Source organism: Streptomyces lusitanus (assembly GCF_042647945.1).
GTDB lineage: Bacteria > Actinomycetota > Actinomycetes > Streptomycetales > Streptomycetaceae > Streptomyces > Streptomyces pseudogriseolus.
Genome location: NZ_JBHRWL010000011.1, coordinates 1 through 19,063, shown reverse-complemented (window position 1 = coordinate 19,063; position 19,063 = coordinate 1). Strand labels below are relative to the sequence as shown.

The following is a 19,063-nucleotide window of genomic DNA, read 5'->3' as shown; positions in this document are numbered from 1 at the left end:
GCCCGCCTGGAGCCCCCGCTCACAGCCGCGGCTGGGCCGCCTCCGACAGGGTGCCGCAGAGGGCCTGGGTCGTCGTGTCGGGGGCGTAGGGGTTGGTGCCGGGTGGCGGTGTGCGGGGGGCGCGCTGGCCGGCCAGGAGGGGGTGCAGGTGCGGGGACGGGTCCTGGGCGCAGGACTGGGGGCCCGCCTGGACGTGGGAGGCGACCAGCTCCGCCTGGCGCAGCCGCAGGTCCTCGCGGTCGAAGCGGAACCGCAGCTCGCGGCGGACCGTGAACAGCGACGCCTCCGCGTCCCGTGCCGCGCCGGCCGGGCGCAGCGCGTAGACGACGGTGTGGTCGGTGGTGACCTCCAGCGTCCCGGAGTCGGCCTCGGCGGCCTGGAGGGTGCCCCGGACGCGGATGTGCGGGTCGGCCAGCCGCACGCGGGCGGGGTCGAAGCGGACCAGCCACCCGGTGACCGCGTGCCGTCCGTCGGCGGCGGGCCGGTGCATGCTCTCGTCGAACTGTTCCTGCTGGCCGGAGTCCAGCAGCACCCGCACGGTCCGGGTCTCGCCGCCGGTGACCACGGCCGGGTCCAGGGCGGACCGTACGATGTAGTCCTGGGCGGTGAGCAGGGCGGTCACCACCTGGTCGTCGGAGAAGTTGGCGGTGCGCCGGGTCGGCGGGAGGGGGACGCCCTCGGCGCCGGCGCGGAAGCCGGCGGCGGGGCTGTGCGCGTACAACAGGCCGATGTCCCGGGCGCCGGGCACCGCGCCCTCGGGGGCGAGGGGCACGACGGTCATCCGTAACGGCTCGGCGGGCCGCTCGGCGGCGGGGGTGCGGTAAGGGTGGCGTACGCCCATGTAGACGGCGGTGCCGAAGGCCACGGCGATCAGCAGGACCAGGACGAGCGCCTGCCGGGACAGCCCGCTGCGGCGGGCCGGCGGGAGGCGGCGCACGGCGGGCGTGTGGTCGGTGATGCGCTCCTGCGCGGAGAACTCCTGGAGCCGGGCAGCGCGCACGAAGGTCTCGTCGAAGACGACGGACCGGTACTCGTCGTCGCCGCCTCCGGGGGCTCCCTCGGGCGTCCCCTCGGGCGGGTCCGAAGGCTCTCCCATACCTTCAGGGTAGGTCCGGCGGGGTGCCGGTAAACGCCCGCCGGGGACCCAACTTCTGACAGGTTCTCACCAAGCCGCGGGCGGCCTCACGGGCCTGCGGTGGGCAGCACCGGGACGGTCGGCCGGGAGTAGTCGGCGGACGCGGAGGGCGCGGCGCCGGCGCCCTGGCCGACCCCGGTGGTGGCGGGCGGCGGGGCGGGGTCCTGGCGCTGGGCGGAGCCGCCCCGGTAGACCGCCGAGAAGGCGAGGGCGACCATGCCGATGCCCATCACCAGGGCGAGCATCCAGGCGACCGGCCGGTGCCAGCGCACCTGTCTGCCGTAGGGGAAGCCGTGGTCGGCCTCCAGGGCGTCGCCGTCCTCGTCGTCGGGGTCGCGGCCGCCGGCGCCGCGGTAGCCGCCGTAGCCGTCGTCGCGCCGCCGGGCGCGGGCACGGTGGGCCTCGGCCTCGGAGGCCTCGGCTCTGGCCTGCGCGGCGGCCAGGAGGCGCTCGACGGCGGTCGGCTCGTGCACCGCGGCCGCCTGTACGAAGGCCTCGTCGAAGACCACGGAGGCGAACTCTTCGTCCGACACCCCGCGGTCGTGGTCGTCGTCGGGCTTCCAGCCGTCAGGGAACGGCGTGCCCCCCACGTCCTCCGGCACGCGTCCAGAGTAGACCTGGGGGGTCAATTTGGGCAGACGGTACGGAAATTCGTCCGCCCACCGGACACACCGCCCCGCGAAGGGCCCCGCGGGACGCGCAGCTCAGCGCCGGGTGTGGCCGTCGCCGGTGACGATGTACTTCGTGCTGGTCAGCTCGGGCAGGCCCATCGGGCCGCGGGCGTGCAGCTTCTGCGTGGAGATGCCGATCTCCGCGCCGAAGCCGAACTGGCCGCCGTCGGTGAACCGGGTGGAGGCGTTCACGGCGACCGTGGTGGAGTCCACCAGCTGGGTGAAGCGGCGGGCGGCCTGCTGCGAGGTGGTGACGATGGCCTCGGTGTGGCCGGAGGTCCACAGCCGGATGTGCTCGACCGCCCGGTCCAGGGAGTCGACCACGGCGGCGGCGATGTCGTGCGAGAGGTACTCGGTCTCCCAGTCCTCCGTGGTCGCCTCCACGACGGTGGCCCGGGAGTCCTTGGCGTACGCGATCACGCGCTCGTCGGCGTGCACGGTGACCCCGGCGTCCGCGAGGGCGTCCAGCGCGCGGGGCAGGAACTCGGCGGCGATGTCCTGGTGCACCAGCAGCGTCTCGGCGGCGTTGCAGACGCCGACGCGCTGCGCCTTGGAGTTGACCAGGATGTCGACGGCCATGTCGAGGTCGGCCTGGGCGTCGACGTAGACGTGGCAGTTGCCGGTGCCGGTCTCGATGACGGGGACGGTGGACTCCTGCACGACCGTGTTGATCAGTGAGGCGCCGCCGCGCGGGATCAGCACGTCGACCAGGCCGCGGGCGCGCATCAGCTCCCGCACGCTGTCCCGGCCCTCGCCGGGGACCATCTGGACGGCGTCGGCGGGCAGGCCCGCGCCGTGCACGGCGTCGCGCAGCACCCGGACCAGCGCGGTGTTGGAGCGGTAGGCGGAGGAGGAGCCGCGCAGCAGGACCGCGTTGCCCGACTTCAGGCAGAGGGCGGCGGCGTCGACCGTCACGTTGGGCCGGCCCTCGTAGATGATCCCGACGACGCCGAGCGGCACCCGGACCTGGCGCAGGTCGATGCCGTTGGGCAGGGTCGAGCCGCGGACGACCTCGCCGACCGGGTCGGGCAGCGCGGCCACGTCACGGACGTCGGCGGCGATGGCGCGGACCCGCTCGGGGGTGAGCGTGAGCCGGTCGATCATGCCCTCGCTGGTGCCGGCCTCGCGGGCCCTGGCCACGTCCTGGGCGTTGGCCTCGACGATCTCGCTCGTGCGGACCTCCAGCGCGTCCGCGATGGCGAGCAGCGCGTCGTCCTTGGCGGCGCGCGGCAGCGGCGCGAGGGTGGCGGCGGCGCCCTTGGCGCGGTAGGCGGCCTGGCTGACCGGGGACATCGAGTCGAACGGCGAGAGCGTGGTCATGGGGGAAGAGTAGTGCGCGCGGCGCGCCGCGGACGCGTTCGTCCCACGACCCGAGACACGGACATTCGCCGTCAAAACGGGTGGGACCGGTGGGGTACCGGTCGCTGCCGGTGGGACGCCGGGCGCCACGGGTGGGTCAGCGCACGCCACGGGTGGGGCGCCGGACCCTACGGGAAGGGGTGCACGCCGACCGGGGTGGCCGGCACCGGACCGTGCCCGGCGGCGACGCGGCTGCGGTAGGTGGCCCGGTCGATGACCTCCAGGCCCACGATCTCCCACGGCGGCAGCCCCGCGGTCCGCCGGTGCTCGCCCCACAGGCGCAGCGCCACCGCCGCCGCGTCGTGCAGGTCGCGGGCCTCCTCCCAGTAGCGGATCTCCGCGTGGTCGTCGGCGTAGCGGCTGGTCAGCAGGAAGGGGTGGTCGTGGGCGAGCTGTTCCAGCGCCCGCCGGACCTCCGCGACCGGCGCGGGCTCGCCGGAGACGCTGAGGGTGACGTGCCACAGGCGGGGCAGGTCGCGCGCCTCGCCGCCCCGGTGCCGGTCCCCGGCCGCGACGCTGGTCAGCGCCCGCTCCTCGCCCGCCGCCCGGGAGCCGCGGCCACCGTGAGACACCGTCGTCCCAGGGCGCACTCGTCTCACGACGGCCTCCTTCACACGCGGACCGCCCGGGGGCCGGGCGGAATTTGTCCCTGCGACAAAGTTGAGCAGGCCGTCGCGGATCGCGGGGCGGTTTCGCAATACGTCCACCACCGAGGGCCGACGTTTCGGGTCATTACGGATGCAGGACCACGAGATCGTCCCTGTGTACGACCTCGCGTTCGTACCCGGGGCCGAGCTCCCGCGCGAGTTCGCGGGTGGAGCGGCCCACCAGAAGGGGGATCTCCTTGGCGTCGAAGTTGACCAGCCCGCGCGCCACCGCGTGTCCCTCCCGGTCCCGCAGCTCCACCGGGTCGCCCGCGTTGAAGTCGCCCTCGACGCCCGCGATGCCGGCCGGGAGCAGCGACTTGCGCCCCTCCACGACCGCGCGCACCGCGCCGTCGTCCAGGGTGAGCGAGCCCTGCGGGGTGGAGGCGTGCTGGAGCCACAGCAGCCGGTCGGCGGAGCGGCGCCCGGTGGGGTGGAAGTAGGTGCCGGTGTCGCCGCCGCCGAGCGCCTCGGCCGCGTGGACCGCGCTGGTGAGCACCACCTGGATGCCCGCGGCGGCGGCGATCCGGGCGGCCTCCACCTTGGTGACCATGCCGCCGGTGCCGACGCCCGCCTTGCCGGCGCTGCCGATCTCCACGTGCGCGAGGTCCTCGGGGCCCCTGACCTCCGCTATCCGCGAGGTGCCGGGGCGGGACGGGTCGCCGTCGTAGACGCCGTCCACGTCGGACAGCAGCACCAGCAGGTCGGCGCGGACCAGGTGGGCGACGAGGGCGGCGAGGCGGTCGTTGTCGCCGAAGCGGATCTCGTCGGTGGCGACCGTGTCGTTCTCGTTGACGATCGGGAACGCGCCCATCGCCAGCAGCTTGTCGAGGGTGCGGGAGGCGTTGCGGTGGTGGGCGCGGCGGCTCATGTCGTCGCTGGTCAGCAGCACCTGGCCGACCCGGACGCCGTAGCGGGCGAAGGAGGCGGTGTAGCGGGCGACGAGCAGTCCCTGGCCGACGCTGGCGGCGGCCTGCTGGCGGGCCAGGTCGCGGGGGCGGCGGCGCAGCCCCAGCGGGGCCAGCCCGGCGGCGATGGCGCCGGAGGAGACGAGAACGATCTCCCGCTCGCCCCCGCTCCTGGTCTTGGCCAGGACGTCCACGAGCGCGTCCACACGGTCGGCGTCCAGTCCGCCCGCCGCGGTGGTCAGCGACGAGGAGCCGACCTTGACGACGATCCTGCGCGCCTCGCCCACGGCCTGCCGTGCCCCTGCCACCTTGCCGTCGCTCCCTCACGTCGATCTCGTCGATCACGTCGATCTTTCGCCCGGCAGGCAATCTACGCGAAGCGGATCGAAGGACGCTCGGCATTTCAGTGTCCGGACACCGCGACGGACACGGCGACGGACACCGCGACGGACACGGCGCCGGCACGGCCCCGGACGGGGGACCCCGGTCCGCGGTCCGCCGTACTCCGTCCGTGCGACCCGGCGTGTGGACACCTGTGCGACGACACCTGGCCTGCGGACGCGCGACACGCGCGTGTCGTCCGGAGGCCGACGGCCGTTAACCCCAGCGCACGTCCCTCACGACCCTGGAGTGACCGCAGTGCCCCTACCCACGTCCCGTCGGCGGTTCGGGGCCGGAATCCGCCGGCCCCGCCTCCCGCTGCTCCGCCCGCCCGGCCGCCCCGCGCTCGCCACGCTCCTCACGGCGTCCGTCCTGGCCGGCGCCTACGCGGTGCAGGCCGTGGCGGCGCTCGCCCCGCACGTGCCGCTGCTGCTGGCCGCCACCGCCCTCTCGCTGGCCGTCGAGGGCGTGCTGTACCGCTGGCAGCGGGGGGTGCCGGCGCTGTTCGCCAAGGCGCACGCGGACGTCACCGTCCGCCATGTGCTGCGCGACCTGCTGCTGGTGGTGGGCCTGCTGCGGCTCGGCGAGCAGCACCGCGAGACGCAGTACGCGCCGCTGCTCGCCGGTCTGCTGCTGTGCTACGCCCTGCACTGCGCCATCCAGGCGGTGTCCGTCCTGGTGCGCCGCACCCGCACGCTGCCCGTGGTGACCCGCAACATCGACGCCTCCGCGCTGCGCCTGTCCCCCGCCCCGCCCGCGCTGCTGCGCCGCCCCGGGCACCGGCTCCTGGTGTTCGGGCTGCCCGCCACGGCCGGTCTGACGGCGACCGCGGTGACACAGGACCCGCGGTGCGCGGCGGCCGGGATCGCGCTGTCGCTGGCGCTCGCGCTGGGCGGCCTGGCCGCGCTGTCGCTGCGGCTGCTGCCGGGGCGGCGGCCGGCCGGCGAGCAGGAGGTGCTCGCCTGGTTCGACGCGTGGCTGGCCGAGTACCGGCCGACGGTGGGGCTGTACTTCTCCGGCGGGCCGTCCTCCGTCTACCAGGCGGGGATGTGGCTGGAGCCGCTGGCCCGGCTGGACGGCCGGCCGCTGATCGTGCTGCGCGAGCGGTTCATGGTGTCGCGGATCCCGGCGACCGACATCCCGATCGTGTGCCTGCCGAAGGTGCCGACGCTGATGCGGCTCGAGCACTCCACGCTCCAGGTGCTCATCCACCCGTCCAACTCGGGCAAGACATCGCAGGTGCTGCGCATCCCCACGATCAAGCACGCCTTCGTCAACCACGGGGAGAGCGACAAGCTGTCCTCCTGCAACCCCTACGCGAAGGCGTACGACGAGGTGTGGGTCGCGGGCCCGGCGGCGCGCGAGCGGTACGCGCTGGCCGAGGTCGGGGTCGAGGACAAGGACGTGGTGGAGATCGGCCGCCCGCAGCTGGACGCGGTACGGCCGTACGCGGGGCCGCCCACGGGCGCGTACACCACGGTGCTGTACGCGCCGACCTGGGAGGGCTGGGACGGCAACCCGGGCAACACCTCGGTGATCGCGGCCGGCGAGAACCTGGTGCGGGCGCTGCTCGCGGACCCGGGGGTGCGGCTGCTGTACAAGCCGCACCCGCTGACCGGCTCGGTGGACCCGCGGGCGGGCGCCGCGGACCGCCGTATCCGGGAGCTGATCCGCGCGGCCAACCGGGCCCGCTCCGGTGCGCGCCCCGCGCGGTCGAAGGAGCTGGCCGCCCGCGCCGCCGAGCTGGACCGCCTGACCGCCGCGGAGTTCCGGGAGGGCGCCGACCAGGCGGAGCGGATGCTCGTCCAGTCCGCTCCCCCGCCGGGCCGCGCGGAGGCGGTGGCGCGGGCCGCCCGGGCCTGGGAGGCGGCGTACTGGGCGTCGCTGCCGGAGGGCGAGCACCAGGTCGTCGTGGACGCGCGGCCTTCGCTGTACTCCTGCTTCGACGTGGCCGACCTGCTGATCAGCGACGTGTCGAGCGTGATCAGCGACTTCCTGGCGAGCGGCAAGCCGTACGCGGTGGCCAACACGGGCGGGACGTCCGAGGCGGAGTTCCGCGCGGCCTTCCCGACCGTGGCGGCGGCGGTGATCCTGGCGCCGGACGCGGCTGGGGTGCCGGCCCTGCTGGCGACGGTCCGTCACCCGGAGAAGGACGAACTGGCCGAGGCGCGGGCCGCGTTGAAGGCCCGGCTGCTGGGCCCGGCGGAGCCTTCGTCGCAGGAGCGGTTCGCCGCGGCGGTGCGGGCCCTGGGCGCGGCGGCGCTGGAACACCGGCTGCGGGCGCCGGGCCGACGTCCGGCGGAACTGCCGGGGCAGCGGCGCGAGCCCGTGCCGCATCCCGTGTCCCCTGCCGCCGGGACCCGGTCCGGGACGCCGACGCGGGCGTGACCGTCCGGATCCGACGACGCCCGGGCCTCGACACGGCCCGGGCGTGGTGTCCGGCGAGGTGGCGTCCGGCGGGCGTCGATCAGCGGCGCTCGAAGGAGCTCGGGTAGGGGAAGTACCACTCCAGGAAGTCGTGCACGTAGGAGCGCACGTACTCCCGCCGCTCGGGGGCGGTGTCCACGTCGTTCAGGCAGAAGAAGTCGTAGCCGCGGCGCGCCCTGAGGGACTCGACCCGCTCCTCCAGATGGGGCTTGCCGACGTCGACGTAGCGGTAGGTGAACTTCGCGGGGACGGCCCGGCCGGTGAGCAGCGCCAGGTGGTGGTGGAAGGAGGTGGCGGGCGCCACGTCCTCGATCGACCGGAACCGGGACCGCATGGTCCGCTCGATCGCGTCGGGGTAGTCCCGCTCCAGGTCGTTCAGCACGTCCCGGCGCTGGGGGTGCGGGGTGTGCAGGAACTTGTGGGTGATGGACACCCCGTAGGTCTCCTCCAGCAGCCGGCGCACGTTCCGCCCGGCCGAGTTGGGGGCGGAGGCCTGCGGGTGCGGGGCGCCGACCCCGATCTGGTACGTCGAGAAGGGCAGCCGGGCGATGCCGTTGGCGTGGAAGAAGTGCTGCGGGGTGACGCCGCGGCCGACGAACACGTCGTCGTTGAAGTACAGGTAGTGGTCCGACAGGCCCGGGATGTGGTGCAGCCGCGTCTCGATGGCGTGCGAGTTGAACACCGGCAGGACGCCCTCGGGGAAGATGTCCTTGTGGTCCACCACGGTCACGCCCGGCGCCTCCGGGTCGAGCCACTGCGGGGTCTGGCCGTCGGTGACGATGTACACGTGCCGCACGAAGCCGGCGTACATCTGAAGGGACCGCAGCGAGTACCTCAGCTCGTCGTGGCTCGTGTAACGGGACTCGCCGACCTCGCGCGCCGCGATCCCGGCGTCCCCGTCGCCCCGGTACTTCTGGCGCTTGGCGCGCAGTTCGGGGTCCTGGCCGTCGACCCAGGTGTAGACGACGTCGATGGGGAACGTCACGTCCTCCACCGTGGTCATGGTGAACGGCGCGAAGGTGGGGTGGTCCCGCCCGCCGACGGTGACCTTCGCGGGCGTCTGCTCCGCGGTCGGCAGCACGTCGGAGATGCGGTTGCGGCGCGGCGCCACGAGGGAGTCGGCCAGTACGGCCGCGGAGGCCTGCGGCGACACACGCGCCAGCTCCGCCTCCGCCTGCGGACCCGCCAGCACCTCGGCGCCGTCCCGCCAGAACTCCACGTCACAGCCCAGCTGCGGACCGCCCAGCATCTGACCGGCGGGGCCCAGACGCACCACGCCGAACCGCATCACCGGGGCCGACGACAGCGACTTCGGCCACACCTCGTCCGCGAACAGCGAGAAGTCCGACACACCACCCGGACGCGGACGCGCCGCGAACACGACCGTCCCCGCGTACAGGTCCCGCATCGACCGCAGGAACGCGGCACGGTCCGACTCCCGCACACCCAGCGCCCACGCCGTCCGCGACACACCCGGGACGACGAAGTACGAGATCCCCGCGCGCTCCAGCGCGTCCGCGACCAGACCCAGGTTGTCCGCCGCCGTACCGGCCGCCGTGAACCCGTCGACCACCCGGCCCCACAGCGACAGGCCGTCGAACGACACCGGGCGCACACCCGCGTCGGCCCCCAGCAGCCCCTGCCGCTGCCGGGCGAGGCGTGCCGCCGACGCCCGGTCGCGCACCTTGCGGCCGACGCCGAGTCCTCTGCGCGCCAGCCGGCGGACGCGCCGCGAGGCGGGTGCCATCAACGCTTCCCGGAAGCGGTGCCTTCAGGTGCCTTCTCGAAGGAGCTCGGGAAGGGGAAGTACTCCTCCAGGAAGGAGAACATGCGGGCCGTGACCTCTTCGCGCTGCTCCGGCGGCACGTCGACGTCGTTGAGACAGAAGAAGTCGTAGTTGCGCTTGGCGCGGATGCCCTCGAGACGGCGGTCCGCGTCGTCCCGGCTGATGTTGACGTACCGGAAGCGGAACTTGCCGGGGACGCCCTTGCCGGTGATGTACGCGTGGTTGTAGTGCATCGACGCGGTCATCGCGATGTCGTCGGGCGACCGGAAGCGCGAGCGCATGGTCTGGCCGACCTCCTCGGGGAACATCTCCTCGAGCTCCTGGAGCACCGACCGCACCTGCGGCAGCGGGGTGTGCATGAAGTTGTGCGTGATGAAGCGGTCGTGGGCCTTCATCAGCAGCTGGCGCACGTTCTTGCCGGCCGAGTTGGTCGCGGTCTCGCCGCCGTGCGGCTGGCCGACGCCGACCTTGAGCGGGGAGAACGGGATACGGGCGATGCCGTTGGCGTGGAAGAAGTGCTGCGGGGTGACGCTGCGGCCGACGAACACGTCGTCGTTGAAGTACAGGTAGTGGTCCGACAGGCCCGGGATGTGGTGCAGCCGCGTCTCGATGGCGTGCGAGTTGAACACCGGCAGGACGCCCTCGGGGAAGATGTCCTTGTGGTCCACGACCGTGATGCCGGGCGCGTCGGCGTCCAGCCACTCCGGCTTCTGGCCGTCGGTGACGATGTAGATGTGCCGGATGAAGTCGGCGTACATCTCCAGCGACCGCAGCGAGTACTTCAGCTCGTCGTGGCTGGTGTAGCGGGACTCGTTGGTCTCCTTGTCGAGGATCGCCGGGACGCCCTCGCTCTTGTACCTCTGCCGCTTGGCGCGCAGCTCCGGGTCCTCGCCGTCGACCCAGGTGTAGACGACGTCGATGGGGAACGTGACGTCCTCCACCGTGGTCACGGTGAACGGCGCGAACGTCGGGAAGTCACGGCCTTGGACCGTGATCTTCGCGGACTTCTGCTCCGCGGTCGGCATGACGTCCGATATCCGGTTGCGCCGGGGGGCGACCAGGGAGTCGGCGAGCACGTCCGCGGAGGCCTGCGGCGACACACGCGCCAGCTCCGCCTCCGCCTGCGGACCCGCCAGCACCTCGGCGCCGTCCCGCCAGAACTCCACGTCACAGCCCAGCTGCGGACCGCCCAGCATCTGACCGGCGGGGCCCAGACGCACCACGCCGAACCGCATCACCGGGGCCGACGACAGCGACTTCGGCCACACCTCGTCCGCGAACAGCGAGAAGTCCGACACACCACCCGGACGCGGACGCGCCGCGAACACGACCGTCCCCGCGTACAGGTCCCGCATCGACCGCAGGAAAGCGGCACGGTCCGACTCCCGCACACCCAGCGCCCACGCCGTCCGCGACACACCCGGGACGACGAAGTACGAGATCCCCGCGCGCTCCAGCGCGTCCGCGACCAGACCCAGGTTGTCCGCCGCCGTACCGGCCGCCGTGAACCCGTCGACCACCCGGCCCCACAGCGGCTCGCCGTCGAACGAGACCTGGCGCACACCCGCGTCGGAACGCGACAGGCCCTGCCGCTGCCGCGCGACCCGCAACAACCACGCCCGGCGCTTCTGCGCCTGCATCGCGCTCTTGGTGCGCGACTTCAGACTGCTTCCGATGCGGGTACGCACACTCACTTCAATCCCAAACCTTTCGGCGAGTCCCGACGTGGCCTACATGATGGGGGTGTCAAGGCGACCAGCGGCAACGAGCGCTGCACCCCCATACGGCGCCACACGCGGAGCGCTCGGGGCTCCTCCAGGGTCAAGCCGCAGGGGGGAAGTTTACAGCAACGCTGTCACATTCCTGTTCGATGACATGCGCCGCCACGACGGGCGGAGTTCACACCTTCGTCGCCTCCGTTTGCCATCGTCAATTCCGGGCCTTACATCTCCCGTATGGGTATTCTTCGGACTTATCCATCCCTCTTGAGATTCCGACCGTTCCCGGTCGGCGGGAGATCATATTCGTGACGTAGCACACACTCGCGTTTGAGAGCAGAGTGTTCGGGCGAGCATGCAGACTTACGGTCATGCGTGTACCTCCACTCCCCGAAGTCCGCCGCCTCACGGAGAAACAGCGAGACGCCTGGTGGACCGTTCTCCTGGTCGATCCCGTCGCCACCCCGCTCGTCCGCTGGACCGCCATGTGGACCCGGGTGACCCCGAACCAGATCACCTGGGCCGCCCTGGTCCTCGGGATCGGGGCAGCGGCCTGCTTCGCCCAGGGTGACTGGCAGTGGCTGGTGGCCGGAGCCGTCGTCTACCACGTCAGCTTCATCCTGGACTGCATGGACGGGAAGCTCGCCCGTCTGACGGGGAAGGGCTCGGCGTTCGGCGCCTGGCTCGACTACATCTTCGACCGCGTCCGCGTGCTGATCTGCGCCGTCGCCCTGATGGGCGGGCAGTACCAGCGCACGGAGGACGTCACCTACATATGGCTCGCCCTGGCCGTGGTCTTCCTCGACATGCTCCGCTACATGGACGCGCTGGAGATATGGAAGGTCCGCCTGAACATGCGGCGGCGCCAGCGTGAGCGCGCCGAGGAGCTGGGCCTGATCGACGCGTCCCAGGACAACGGCTCGGACGACGACCCCGAGAACGACGACACGCCGGTGAAGGGCGCCCCCCGGGTTCCCGCCCAGCCGACGGGCAGCGAGGTCTCCGCGGCCGCCTCCGCCGAGCCGGCCCCCGCGCACGTCGTGCCCCCGGCCAAGACGTTCATCACACGCCTGCCCGGGTACGTGCCGCTGCGCGACTTCCTGGTCAGCCACCGGATCCGCATCCATCTGTTCAGCGGCATCGAGTTCCAGATGACGATCTTCATCGTCGCGCCGCTGCTCAACTCGATCCTCTGGCCGACGGTCGCCGCGGGCGCCCTGCTCCTCGCCTTCGAGGTGCTCGTCGTCTACCGCCTGCTCCTGGCCACCCGCGCCTTCCAGCGCACGATGGCCCGGTACGACCGCATGGAGGCCGAGATGCGGTCCGAGACGGCCGGTCCGTCGGAGAGGGCCACGCTGGTCTGAGCGGAGGAAGACGCCCGGCGGAAAGGACGAGTGCAGAACCCCGGCAGAGAGTGTGCAGATCCCGATGAGTGAGACCCTTCCGGCGCTGTCCCCGAACTACGCGACGCTGCGGCGCCACGTCTTCACCGAGGCCACCGAGGTGCACGGGAAGTGGCCTGTCGAGTTCCAGTTCCGCCCGGCCCGCGGGGACCACCGCAATCTGCTCGTGGTCTTCTCGTCCGTGGGGAGCAGATACGGATTCGGCAACGCCCTCGACAGTGTCCAGTGCCACATTCTGCGGATCCGCGACCACTTCGACGGCGGGGCGTCGTACTACGTCGCCCGGGACATGGACTTCTCGGTGTCGGAGTCCGTCCAGTCGCTCATCGTGAGTTTCATGGAGCGACTGGGCGTGTCCCGGGACGGGGTGACCCTGCTGGGCGCGTCGAAGGGCGGCAGCGCCGCCCTCTACTACGGCATCAGATACGACTACAAGAACATCGTCGCGTCGACTCCCCAGTACTTCCTGGGCAGCTACTCGCACGGTCACGGGCAGCTCGGCGACGCGGTTCTCGGCGAGGGCCAGCCGGCCGAGAACGTCGAGATCATGGATTCCGTGATGAGGGATCTCCTCGAGAAGGACACGGAATTCGACCGGAACATCTACGTGATCTCTTCTCCGGGCGATTACCAGTACGAGCAGGAGGTGAAGCACTACCTGCCCGCGCTGCGGTCGTACGAGAACTTCAACTTCCTGTTCGTGGACTCACCCACCGTGCGGCGCCACGACGAGGTGGTCCGCCAGGCCATGCCCTCGATCCTGAGCATCGTGTACGCGCTCACCGAGGGCGTGGCCCCGCGCTGGGGCGACGTCCGGATCGGCCCAGGGCCCGAGGACGAGGAGAAGGCCGCCGAGCACCTCGACCGGCTCCGCCGCTCCGACACCGCGCTCGCGGTCCTCACCCGCGCGGCGGCGGCCGACGGGCGGCTCCGGCTCAGTGGGCACGCCTTCCTCCCCGGCGTCTCCCGCGAGGGCGCGAAGGACGAGGTGAAGCGGCTCGTCCTGGAGCGGCGCGGCCGGAGCTGGACGTTCCCGCTGACGTCCACCAAGGAGATACGCCTGTACCGCGAGTACTTCGACGAGTACGTCTGCGCGTACGAGCAGGGCGGGTTCGCCACCCCCGACGACCTGGACCTCACCGCGCTGCCCCGGGGCACGTACGAGGCCTCCGTGGTCGTGTCGAGCCCCGACGAGGGGATCGAGCGGCGCACCCGCCTGATCGCCTCCCGGCCGGTCGACGCGCGCCAGGCCCTCGGCGACTGCGAACTCCTCGTCCGGGGCGGCGGGAACGGCGTCAAGGTGACCAAGCGGCGCATCCTGGGCGACGACACGGACGGCGTGCGCTTCTCCCTGGAGAAGTCCTGGCAGCGGGACCGCACGGTGCACGCCGAGGGCGTCTTCTTCCTCCCCGGCAGGAACGCCGACAAGAAGGGCCACGCCCACTACTACCTGGTCCTCCAGGGCCGGCGCGGCTGCTTCTCCTTCCCCCTCGAGGCGAGGAAGAACACCGCGGCCGTGCACGCGCACCGACGCCGCGGAGACATCGGCGCCTACCCCTTCGGGTACTTCACCACGCCCGGGGACGAAGGCGTCGACGTGTCCGCGCTGCCGGCCGGCCGGTACCGGATGTACGTCTCGATGAGCACGGGCGGCGCCCTGTTCACCCGGAAGGCCGGCCGCGTCGCCCTCCGCACGGTGCGCTGACCGGGCGGAAGACCCGGCTCGGGCAACTGTTACGGGTGTTCCCGAGTCACTTGTTACGACAATGCGACAGAAGATGTGACGGAGCACGGTCCGGGCGGAGATACGCTCGAGCGTCTGACTCCGCGTCGATCACCGGCGTCAGCTGGTCCCGGCGGTGTCTGCCCCCGGACCGTGTCGCAGACTTCTCATGTCTCGCAGACGCTCCACGAACAAGGAGAATCCCCAACGTGTCCGCCCGCGATCTCGCGTCCCCACCGCGGCCGTCAGCAGATGGTGCCCCGTCCGTCCCCCGCACGCGGGGCGACTCCCCCGCACCGCCGTCCGGAGACAGGCCCGCCCCCGCGGCGGGCGGCGCCGGCCTGAGGCTCGACATCCAGGGACTGCGCGCGGTCGCGGTCACGCTGGTGGTGGTCGCCCACGCGGGTGTGTCGTCCCTGGCCGGCGGCTTCGTCGGCGTGGACGTCTTCTTCGTCATCTCCGGCTTCCTCATCACCTCGCTGATGCTCCGCGAATGGAAGCGTGAGGGCCGGATCTCGCTGGGCCGCTTCTACGCCCGCCGGGCCATGCGCCTGCTGCCCGCCTCCACGCTGGTCGTCATGGCGACGCTGGCCGGGTCGTGGCTGTTCCTGGGCCCGCTGCGGTTCGCGGAGTACGCCAAGGACGCCATCGCCTCCGCCTGGTACGTCGTCAACTTCCGGCTGGCCGACACGGGCACCGACTACTTCAACACGGACGTGCCGCCGTCGCCGTTCCAGCACTTCTGGTCGCTGGCGGTGGAGGAGCAGTTCTACCTGATCTGGCCCGTCCTGCTGATCGTGGCGCTGAAGATCTTCCGGCGCCGCGCCCTGCTGGCGATCCCGCTGCTGGCCCTGGCCGCCGCGTCCTTCGCCGTCAACCTGCACCTCACCGAGACCTCCCCGTCCTGGGCCTACTTCGGCTCGCAGGGCCGCATCTGGGAGCTGGCGGTCGGCGCCCTGCTGGCGCTGGTGGCGCACCGGCTGAACGACATCCCGCGCCCGGTCGCCGCGGCCTTGAGCTGGGCGGGCCTCGCCGCCATCGCCTACGCGGCGGTCGCCTTCGACGACCACACCGTCTTCCCCGGGCACAACGCCGTGGTCCCCGTGCTGGGCGCGGCCGCCGTGCTGGCCGGCGGCGCGGCGGGCGGCCGGTACGGCGCGGGCCTGGTGCTGTCGCTGCGGCCCGCCGTGTGGGTCGGCGGCGTCTCGTACGCCTGGTACCTGTGGCACTGGCCGCTGATCGTCATCGTGCCCGCGGCCGCCGGGTTCGGCGAGCACGAGGGCCCGCTGCGGCTGATCGCCGCCCTGGGCGGTCTGGTGCTGGCCTGGCTGACGCTGAAGTTCGTCGAGGACCCGATGCGCTTCCACCGGGCGTTCAAGGCGCACGCGGCCCGCGGCCTGTCGCTGGGTCTGGGGCTGTCGGCGGTCGCGGCGGCGGCGGCGCTGGTCGCCGCGCAGTTCCCGCCGAGCCTGTCGTCGGGCGGGGCGCAGCAGAACACCAAGGAGGCGATCGCCCAGGCGCCCGACCCGCAGGCCGCGCTGACCCGGCTGCTGCAGAACCCGGCGGACAAGATGCCGTCCAACCTCTCGCCGAGCGTGCACGACGTGGCGTACAAGCGGACGGCGGTCTACAACGACGACTGCGCGCTGACCATGTCGGACGAGAAGCAGACGCAGCCGTGTCTGTACGGCGACAAGAACGGCGACCGCAGCGTCGTGCTGTTCGGCGACTCGCACGTCGCCCAGTGGTTCCCGGCGTTCGACGCGATCGCCCGCAAGCACCACTGGAAGCTGTACTCGTTCACCAAGAACGCCTGCAAGGTCTCCCAGATCACCATCGCCTACAACAACGGCCCCTACTCGTCCTGCGACGACTGGCGTGAGGTGACCATCGACAAGATCAAGGAGATGGAGCCCGAGCTGGTCGTCACCTCCAGCTCCAACTCGGCGAAGCTGTGGGGCGAGGGCGACACCGCCACCGAGTGGGGCAAGGGCCAGGCCGAGACGTACCGGATCCTCCAGCGGGGCCGCACCCGGGTGCTCACGCTGCTGGACAACCCCTGGCCGAAGAACAACACCGTGGACTGCGCGGTCGCCCACCCGGACGACCTCTCCGCGTGCGCCAACACGCTGTCCGAGTCCGACAAGCAGCCCTCGGTGACCAAGGCGATCCGCGAGGCGGCGGCCGCCGAGGACGTGACGGTCATCGACCCGTCCCCCTGGATCTGCGCGCCCTCCGGCAACTGCCCGGTCGTGGTGGGCAACACCCTGGTGTACCGGGACTACGGCCACCTGGCGGACGCCTACGTCGAGGCCCTGACCCCGGTGGTGGAGGAGCGGCTGCTGCGGCTCTTCGGGGCGGACCTGAGCCGGACGCCCGGCAACTGAACATGACGAAGGGCCCGCTCCGAACGGAGCGGGCCCTTCGTCATGTGCGCGGGTCCTCGTGCGCGCGGGGCGCGGTGCGTCAGAACGGCTCGAAGCCGTCGAACTCCTGCTCCGCCTCGTCGCGCTGGGCGTCGCGGTCGCGGCGCCGCTGGGCGGCCGGGCGGGGCGCCTCGAAGCGGTGGTCCTCGCCACGGCGGCCGAGCATCTCCGCGCCGGCGCTGACGGACGGCTCCCAGTCGAAGACCACGGCGTTGTCCTCGGGGCCGATGGCGACGGCGTCGCCGGAGCGGGCGCCCGTCTTCATCAGCTTCTCCTCGACGCCGAGGCGGTTGAGCCGGTCGGCGAGGTAGCCGACGGCCTCGTCGTTGTTGAAGTCGGTCTGCCGCACCCAGCGTTCGGGCTTCTCGCCGCGCACCCGGAACACCAGCTCGCCGCCGGCCTCCTCGCGGGTGACGGTGAAGCCGGTGTCGTCGACCGCCTTGGGACGGATGACGATGCGGGTCGCCTCCTCCTTCGGCCTGGCCGCGCGCGCCGTGGCCACCAGGTCGGCGAGCGCGAAGGACAGCTCGCGCAGGCCGGTGTGGGCCACGGCGGACACCTCGAAGACGCGGTAGCCGCGCTCCTCCAGGTCGGGGCGGACCATGTCGGCGAGGTCCTTGCCGTCGGGCACGTCGATCTTGTTGAGGACGACGAGCCGCGGCCGGTTGTCCAGGCCGCCGTACTGGCGCAGCTCCTCCTCGATGACGTCGAGGTCGGAGACGGGGTCGCGGTCGGACTCCAGGGTGGCGGTGTCCAGCACGTGCACCAGGACGCTGCACCGCTCGACGTGGCGCAGGAACTCCAGGCCCAGTCCCTTGCCCTGGCTGGCGCCGGGGATCAGGCCGGGGACGTCGGCGATGGTGTAGACGGTCGAACCGGCCGTGACCACGCCGAGGTTGGGCACCAGCGTGGTGAACGGGTAGTCGGCGATCTTCGGCTTGGCGGCGCTGAGCACGGAGATCAGCGACGACTTGCCGGCGCTGGGGTAGCCCACGAGGGCCACGTCGGCGACGGTCTTGAGCTCCAGGACGACGTCGCGCAGGTCGCCCGGCTCGCCGAGCAGCGCGAATCCGGGGGCCTTGCGCCGCGCCGAGGCGAGGGCGGCGTTGCCGAGCCCGCCGCGCCCGCCCTGGGCGGCGACGAAGGAGGTGCCGTGGCCGACGAGGTCGGCGAGCACGTTGCCCGCCTTGTCGAGCACCACGGTGCCGTCCGGCACGGGCAGGACCAGGTCCTGGCCGTCCTTGCCGGAGCGGTTGCCGCCCTCGCCGGGCTTGCCGTTGGTGGCCTTGCGGTGCGGCGAGTGGTGGTAGTCGAGCAGGGTGGTCACGGACTGGTCGACGGTGAGGATCACATCGCCGCCGCGTCCGCCGTTGCCCCCGTCGGGGCCGCCGAGCGGCTTGAACTTCTCGCGATGGACGGAGGCACAGCCGTGACCTCCGTTACCCGCGGCGACATGCAGCTCGACGCGGTCCACGAAGGTGGTCATGGAAAGTGCCTCCAGTTACTACGGGGTTGTCTCTTGGGTAACACGCGAAAGGCGGACCCGCTTCCCGTCGGGGAAGTGAGGTCCGCCTCGCGAAAGTGTCCGGTCAGGCGACCGGGACGATGTTCACGACCTTGCGGCCACGGCTGGTGCCGAACTGCACCGAACCGGCCTGCAGCGCGAACAGCGTGTCGTCGCCGCCGCGGCCGACGCCGGCGCCCGGGTGGAAGTGGGTGCCGCGCTGGCGGACCAGGATCTCGCCCGCGTTGACGACCTGACCGCCGAAGCGCTTCACGCCGAGGCGCTGAGCGTTGGAGTCACGACCGTTGCGGGTGGACGATGCGCCCTTCTTGTGTGCCATCTCTCCTCAGTCCCTTACTTCGCAGCCGCGGGGATCTCAGTGACCTTGATCGCCGTGTACTGCTGGCGGTGGCCCTGACGACGGCGGTAGCCGGTCTTGTTCTTGTAGCGCAGAATGTCGATCTTCTGGCCCTTGTGGTGGTCCACGACCTCGGCCTGGACCTTGATCCCGGCCAGCACCCACGGGTCGCTGGTCACGGAGTCGCCGTCCACGACGAGCAGGGTCGAGAGCTCGACCGTGTCGCCGACCTTGGCGGTGGAAATCTTGTCAACCTCGACGATGTCGCCGACAGCAACCTTGTGCTGGCGACCACCGCTGCGCACGATGGCGTACACGCGGATCTCACTCTCACTCGAAGAACGGCACCCCCGCAGGCCAGTCGCCCACGCACATACGCGGGCGACCTCTCCCGGTCGCGGCCCGCGCGGGTCCGTATCCAGGAGGAAAGAGGTTTACGGGGATGTGGCGGTCCCGATGGACACGCCGACGGTCAAGGTTACGGGGCCGGAGCCACGGGGGTCAAACCGGACCCCCGTGGGCTCGCGCCGCTCGCGCCGCTCAGTGACCGGCGACGATCTCCCGTCCGCGGGCGAGGTCGTCGTGGTTGTCGATCTCGACCCACCGGACGTCGCCGATCG

Annotated in this window: 14 protein-coding genes; 4 read left to right on the top strand and 10 right to left on the bottom strand. The window is 72.1% G+C overall.

Features of this window, described 5'->3' with window-relative positions; translation table 11 throughout:
- Window positions 1–19: 19 nt before the first annotated feature.
- From ACFOSY_RS18050 to proB, 5 genes are all read right to left on the bottom strand, one after another.
- Entirely contained in the window at window positions 20–1,096 is a 1,077-nt protein-coding gene (locus tag ACFOSY_RS18050) for an SCO2583 family membrane protein (protein ID WP_394307980.1), read from the bottom strand.
- 86 nt (window positions 1,097–1,182) lie between these two features.
- Complete coding sequence (locus tag ACFOSY_RS18045) at window positions 1,183–1,737, bottom strand: SCO2584 family spore wall biosynthesis protein (protein WP_449343584.1); 555 nt, start codon at window positions 1,735–1,737, stop codon at window positions 1,183–1,185.
- A 102-nt stretch (window positions 1,738–1,839) separates the two neighbouring features.
- Window positions 1,840–3,126: a glutamate-5-semialdehyde dehydrogenase gene (locus ACFOSY_RS18040; RefSeq protein WP_394307975.1), complete on the bottom strand. Its 1,287-nt coding sequence runs from the start codon at window positions 3,124–3,126 to the stop codon at window positions 1,840–1,842.
- A gap of 167 nt (window positions 3,127–3,293) precedes the next feature.
- Window positions 3,294–3,764: a hypothetical protein gene (locus ACFOSY_RS18035; protein WP_093550912.1), complete on the bottom strand. Its 471-nt coding sequence runs from the start codon at window positions 3,762–3,764 to the stop codon at window positions 3,294–3,296.
- Between the two features lie 133 nt (window positions 3,765–3,897).
- Window positions 3,898–5,004: a glutamate 5-kinase gene (gene proB / locus ACFOSY_RS18030; RefSeq protein WP_394308958.1), complete on the bottom strand. Its 1,107-nt coding sequence runs from the start codon at window positions 5,002–5,004 to the stop codon at window positions 3,898–3,900.
- Between the two features lie 352 nt (window positions 5,005–5,356).
- On the opposite strand from proB, the gene ACFOSY_RS18025 reads away from it, so the two are divergent.
- Complete coding sequence (locus ACFOSY_RS18025; RefSeq protein WP_394307972.1) at window positions 5,357–7,486, top strand: hypothetical protein; 2,130 nt, start codon at window positions 5,357–5,359, stop codon at window positions 7,484–7,486.
- A 79-nt stretch (window positions 7,487–7,565) separates the two neighbouring features.
- On the opposite strand, the gene ACFOSY_RS18020 is transcribed toward ACFOSY_RS18025, so the two are convergent.
- Both ACFOSY_RS18020 and ACFOSY_RS18015 read right to left on the bottom strand, forming a co-directional pair.
- Window positions 7,566–9,272 carry a stealth family protein gene (locus ACFOSY_RS18020; protein WP_394307970.1) on the bottom strand — a complete coding sequence of 569 codons (1,707 nt, stop codon included), beginning with the start codon at window positions 9,270–9,272 and terminating at the stop codon, window positions 7,566–7,568.
- On the bottom strand, window positions 9,272–10,951 hold the full coding sequence (locus ACFOSY_RS18015; protein ID WP_394308956.1) for a stealth family protein: 1,680 nt from the start codon (window positions 10,949–10,951) through the stop codon (window positions 9,272–9,274). Before ACFOSY_RS18015 ends, ACFOSY_RS18020 begins: the two co-directional genes overlap by 1 nt.
- A gap of 449 nt (window positions 10,952–11,400) precedes the next feature.
- Between ACFOSY_RS18015 and ACFOSY_RS18010 the strand changes: the two genes are divergently transcribed.
- From ACFOSY_RS18010 to ACFOSY_RS18000, 3 genes are all read left to right on the top strand, one after another.
- On the top strand, window positions 11,401–12,393 hold the full coding sequence (locus ACFOSY_RS18010) for a CDP-alcohol phosphatidyltransferase family protein (protein WP_394307968.1): 993 nt from the start codon (window positions 11,401–11,403) through the stop codon (window positions 12,391–12,393).
- Window positions 12,394–12,457: 64 nt separating this feature from the next.
- The gene (locus ACFOSY_RS18005; RefSeq protein WP_394307966.1) at window positions 12,458–14,137 is read left to right on the top strand and encodes a hypothetical protein; all 1,680 of its coding nucleotides are present in this window, start codon (window positions 12,458–12,460) and stop codon (window positions 14,135–14,137) included.
- 227 nt (window positions 14,138–14,364) lie between these two features.
- Window positions 14,365–16,542, top strand: a complete 2,178-nt coding sequence (locus tag ACFOSY_RS18000; RefSeq protein ID WP_394307964.1) for an acyltransferase family protein — start codon at window positions 14,365–14,367, stop codon at window positions 16,540–16,542.
- 79 nt (window positions 16,543–16,621) lie between these two features.
- Here ACFOSY_RS18000 and obgE read toward each other — a convergent pair whose 3' ends face one another.
- The 3 genes from obgE to rplU all read right to left on the bottom strand — a co-directional run bounded on the left by obgE (window position 16,622) and on the right by rplU (window position 18,760).
- The gene (obgE, locus tag ACFOSY_RS17995; RefSeq protein WP_394307962.1) at window positions 16,622–18,067 is read right to left on the bottom strand and encodes a GTPase ObgE; all 1,446 of its coding nucleotides are present in this window, start codon (window positions 18,065–18,067) and stop codon (window positions 16,622–16,624) included.
- A gap of 103 nt (window positions 18,068–18,170) precedes the next feature.
- The gene (gene rpmA / locus ACFOSY_RS17990) at window positions 18,171–18,425 is read right to left on the bottom strand and encodes a 50S ribosomal protein L27 (RefSeq protein ID WP_006132816.1); all 255 of its coding nucleotides are present in this window, start codon (window positions 18,423–18,425) and stop codon (window positions 18,171–18,173) included.
- A 14-nt stretch (window positions 18,426–18,439) separates the two neighbouring features.
- Window positions 18,440–18,760, bottom strand: coding sequence for a 50S ribosomal protein L21 (gene rplU, locus ACFOSY_RS17985; protein ID WP_006132815.1), 321 nt, complete (start codon window positions 18,758–18,760; stop codon window positions 18,440–18,442).
- Window positions 18,761–19,063 lie beyond the last annotated feature (303 nt).

Bases quoted from the DNA above. Each gene is read 5' to 3' on its own strand.
- ACFOSY_RS18050 (WP_394307980.1), bottom strand. From the start codon at position 1,096: ATGGGAGAGCCTTCGGACCCGCCCGAGGGGACGCCCGAGGGAGCCCCC.
- ACFOSY_RS18040 (WP_394307975.1), bottom strand. From the start codon at position 3,126: ATGACCACGCTCTCGCCGTTCGACTCGATGTCCCCGGTCAGCCAGGCC.
- ACFOSY_RS18020 (WP_394307970.1), bottom strand. From the start codon at position 9,272: ATGGCACCCGCCTCGCGGCGCGTCCGCCGGCTGGCGCGCAGAGGACTC.
- ACFOSY_RS18015 (WP_394308956.1), bottom strand. From the start codon at position 10,951: ATGCAGGCGCAGAAGCGCCGGGCGTGGTTGTTGCGGGTCGCGCGGCAG.
- ACFOSY_RS18010 (WP_394307968.1), top strand. From the start codon at position 11,401: ATGCGTGTACCTCCACTCCCCGAAGTCCGCCGCCTCACGGAGAAACAG.
- ACFOSY_RS18005 (WP_394307966.1), top strand. From the start codon at position 12,458: ATGAGTGAGACCCTTCCGGCGCTGTCCCCGAACTACGCGACGCTGCGG.
- obgE (WP_394307962.1), bottom strand. From the start codon at position 18,067: ATGACCACCTTCGTGGACCGCGTCGAGCTGCATGTCGCCGCGGGTAAC.
- rpmA (WP_006132816.1), bottom strand. From the start codon at position 18,425: ATGGCACACAAGAAGGGCGCATCGTCCACCCGCAACGGTCGTGACTCC.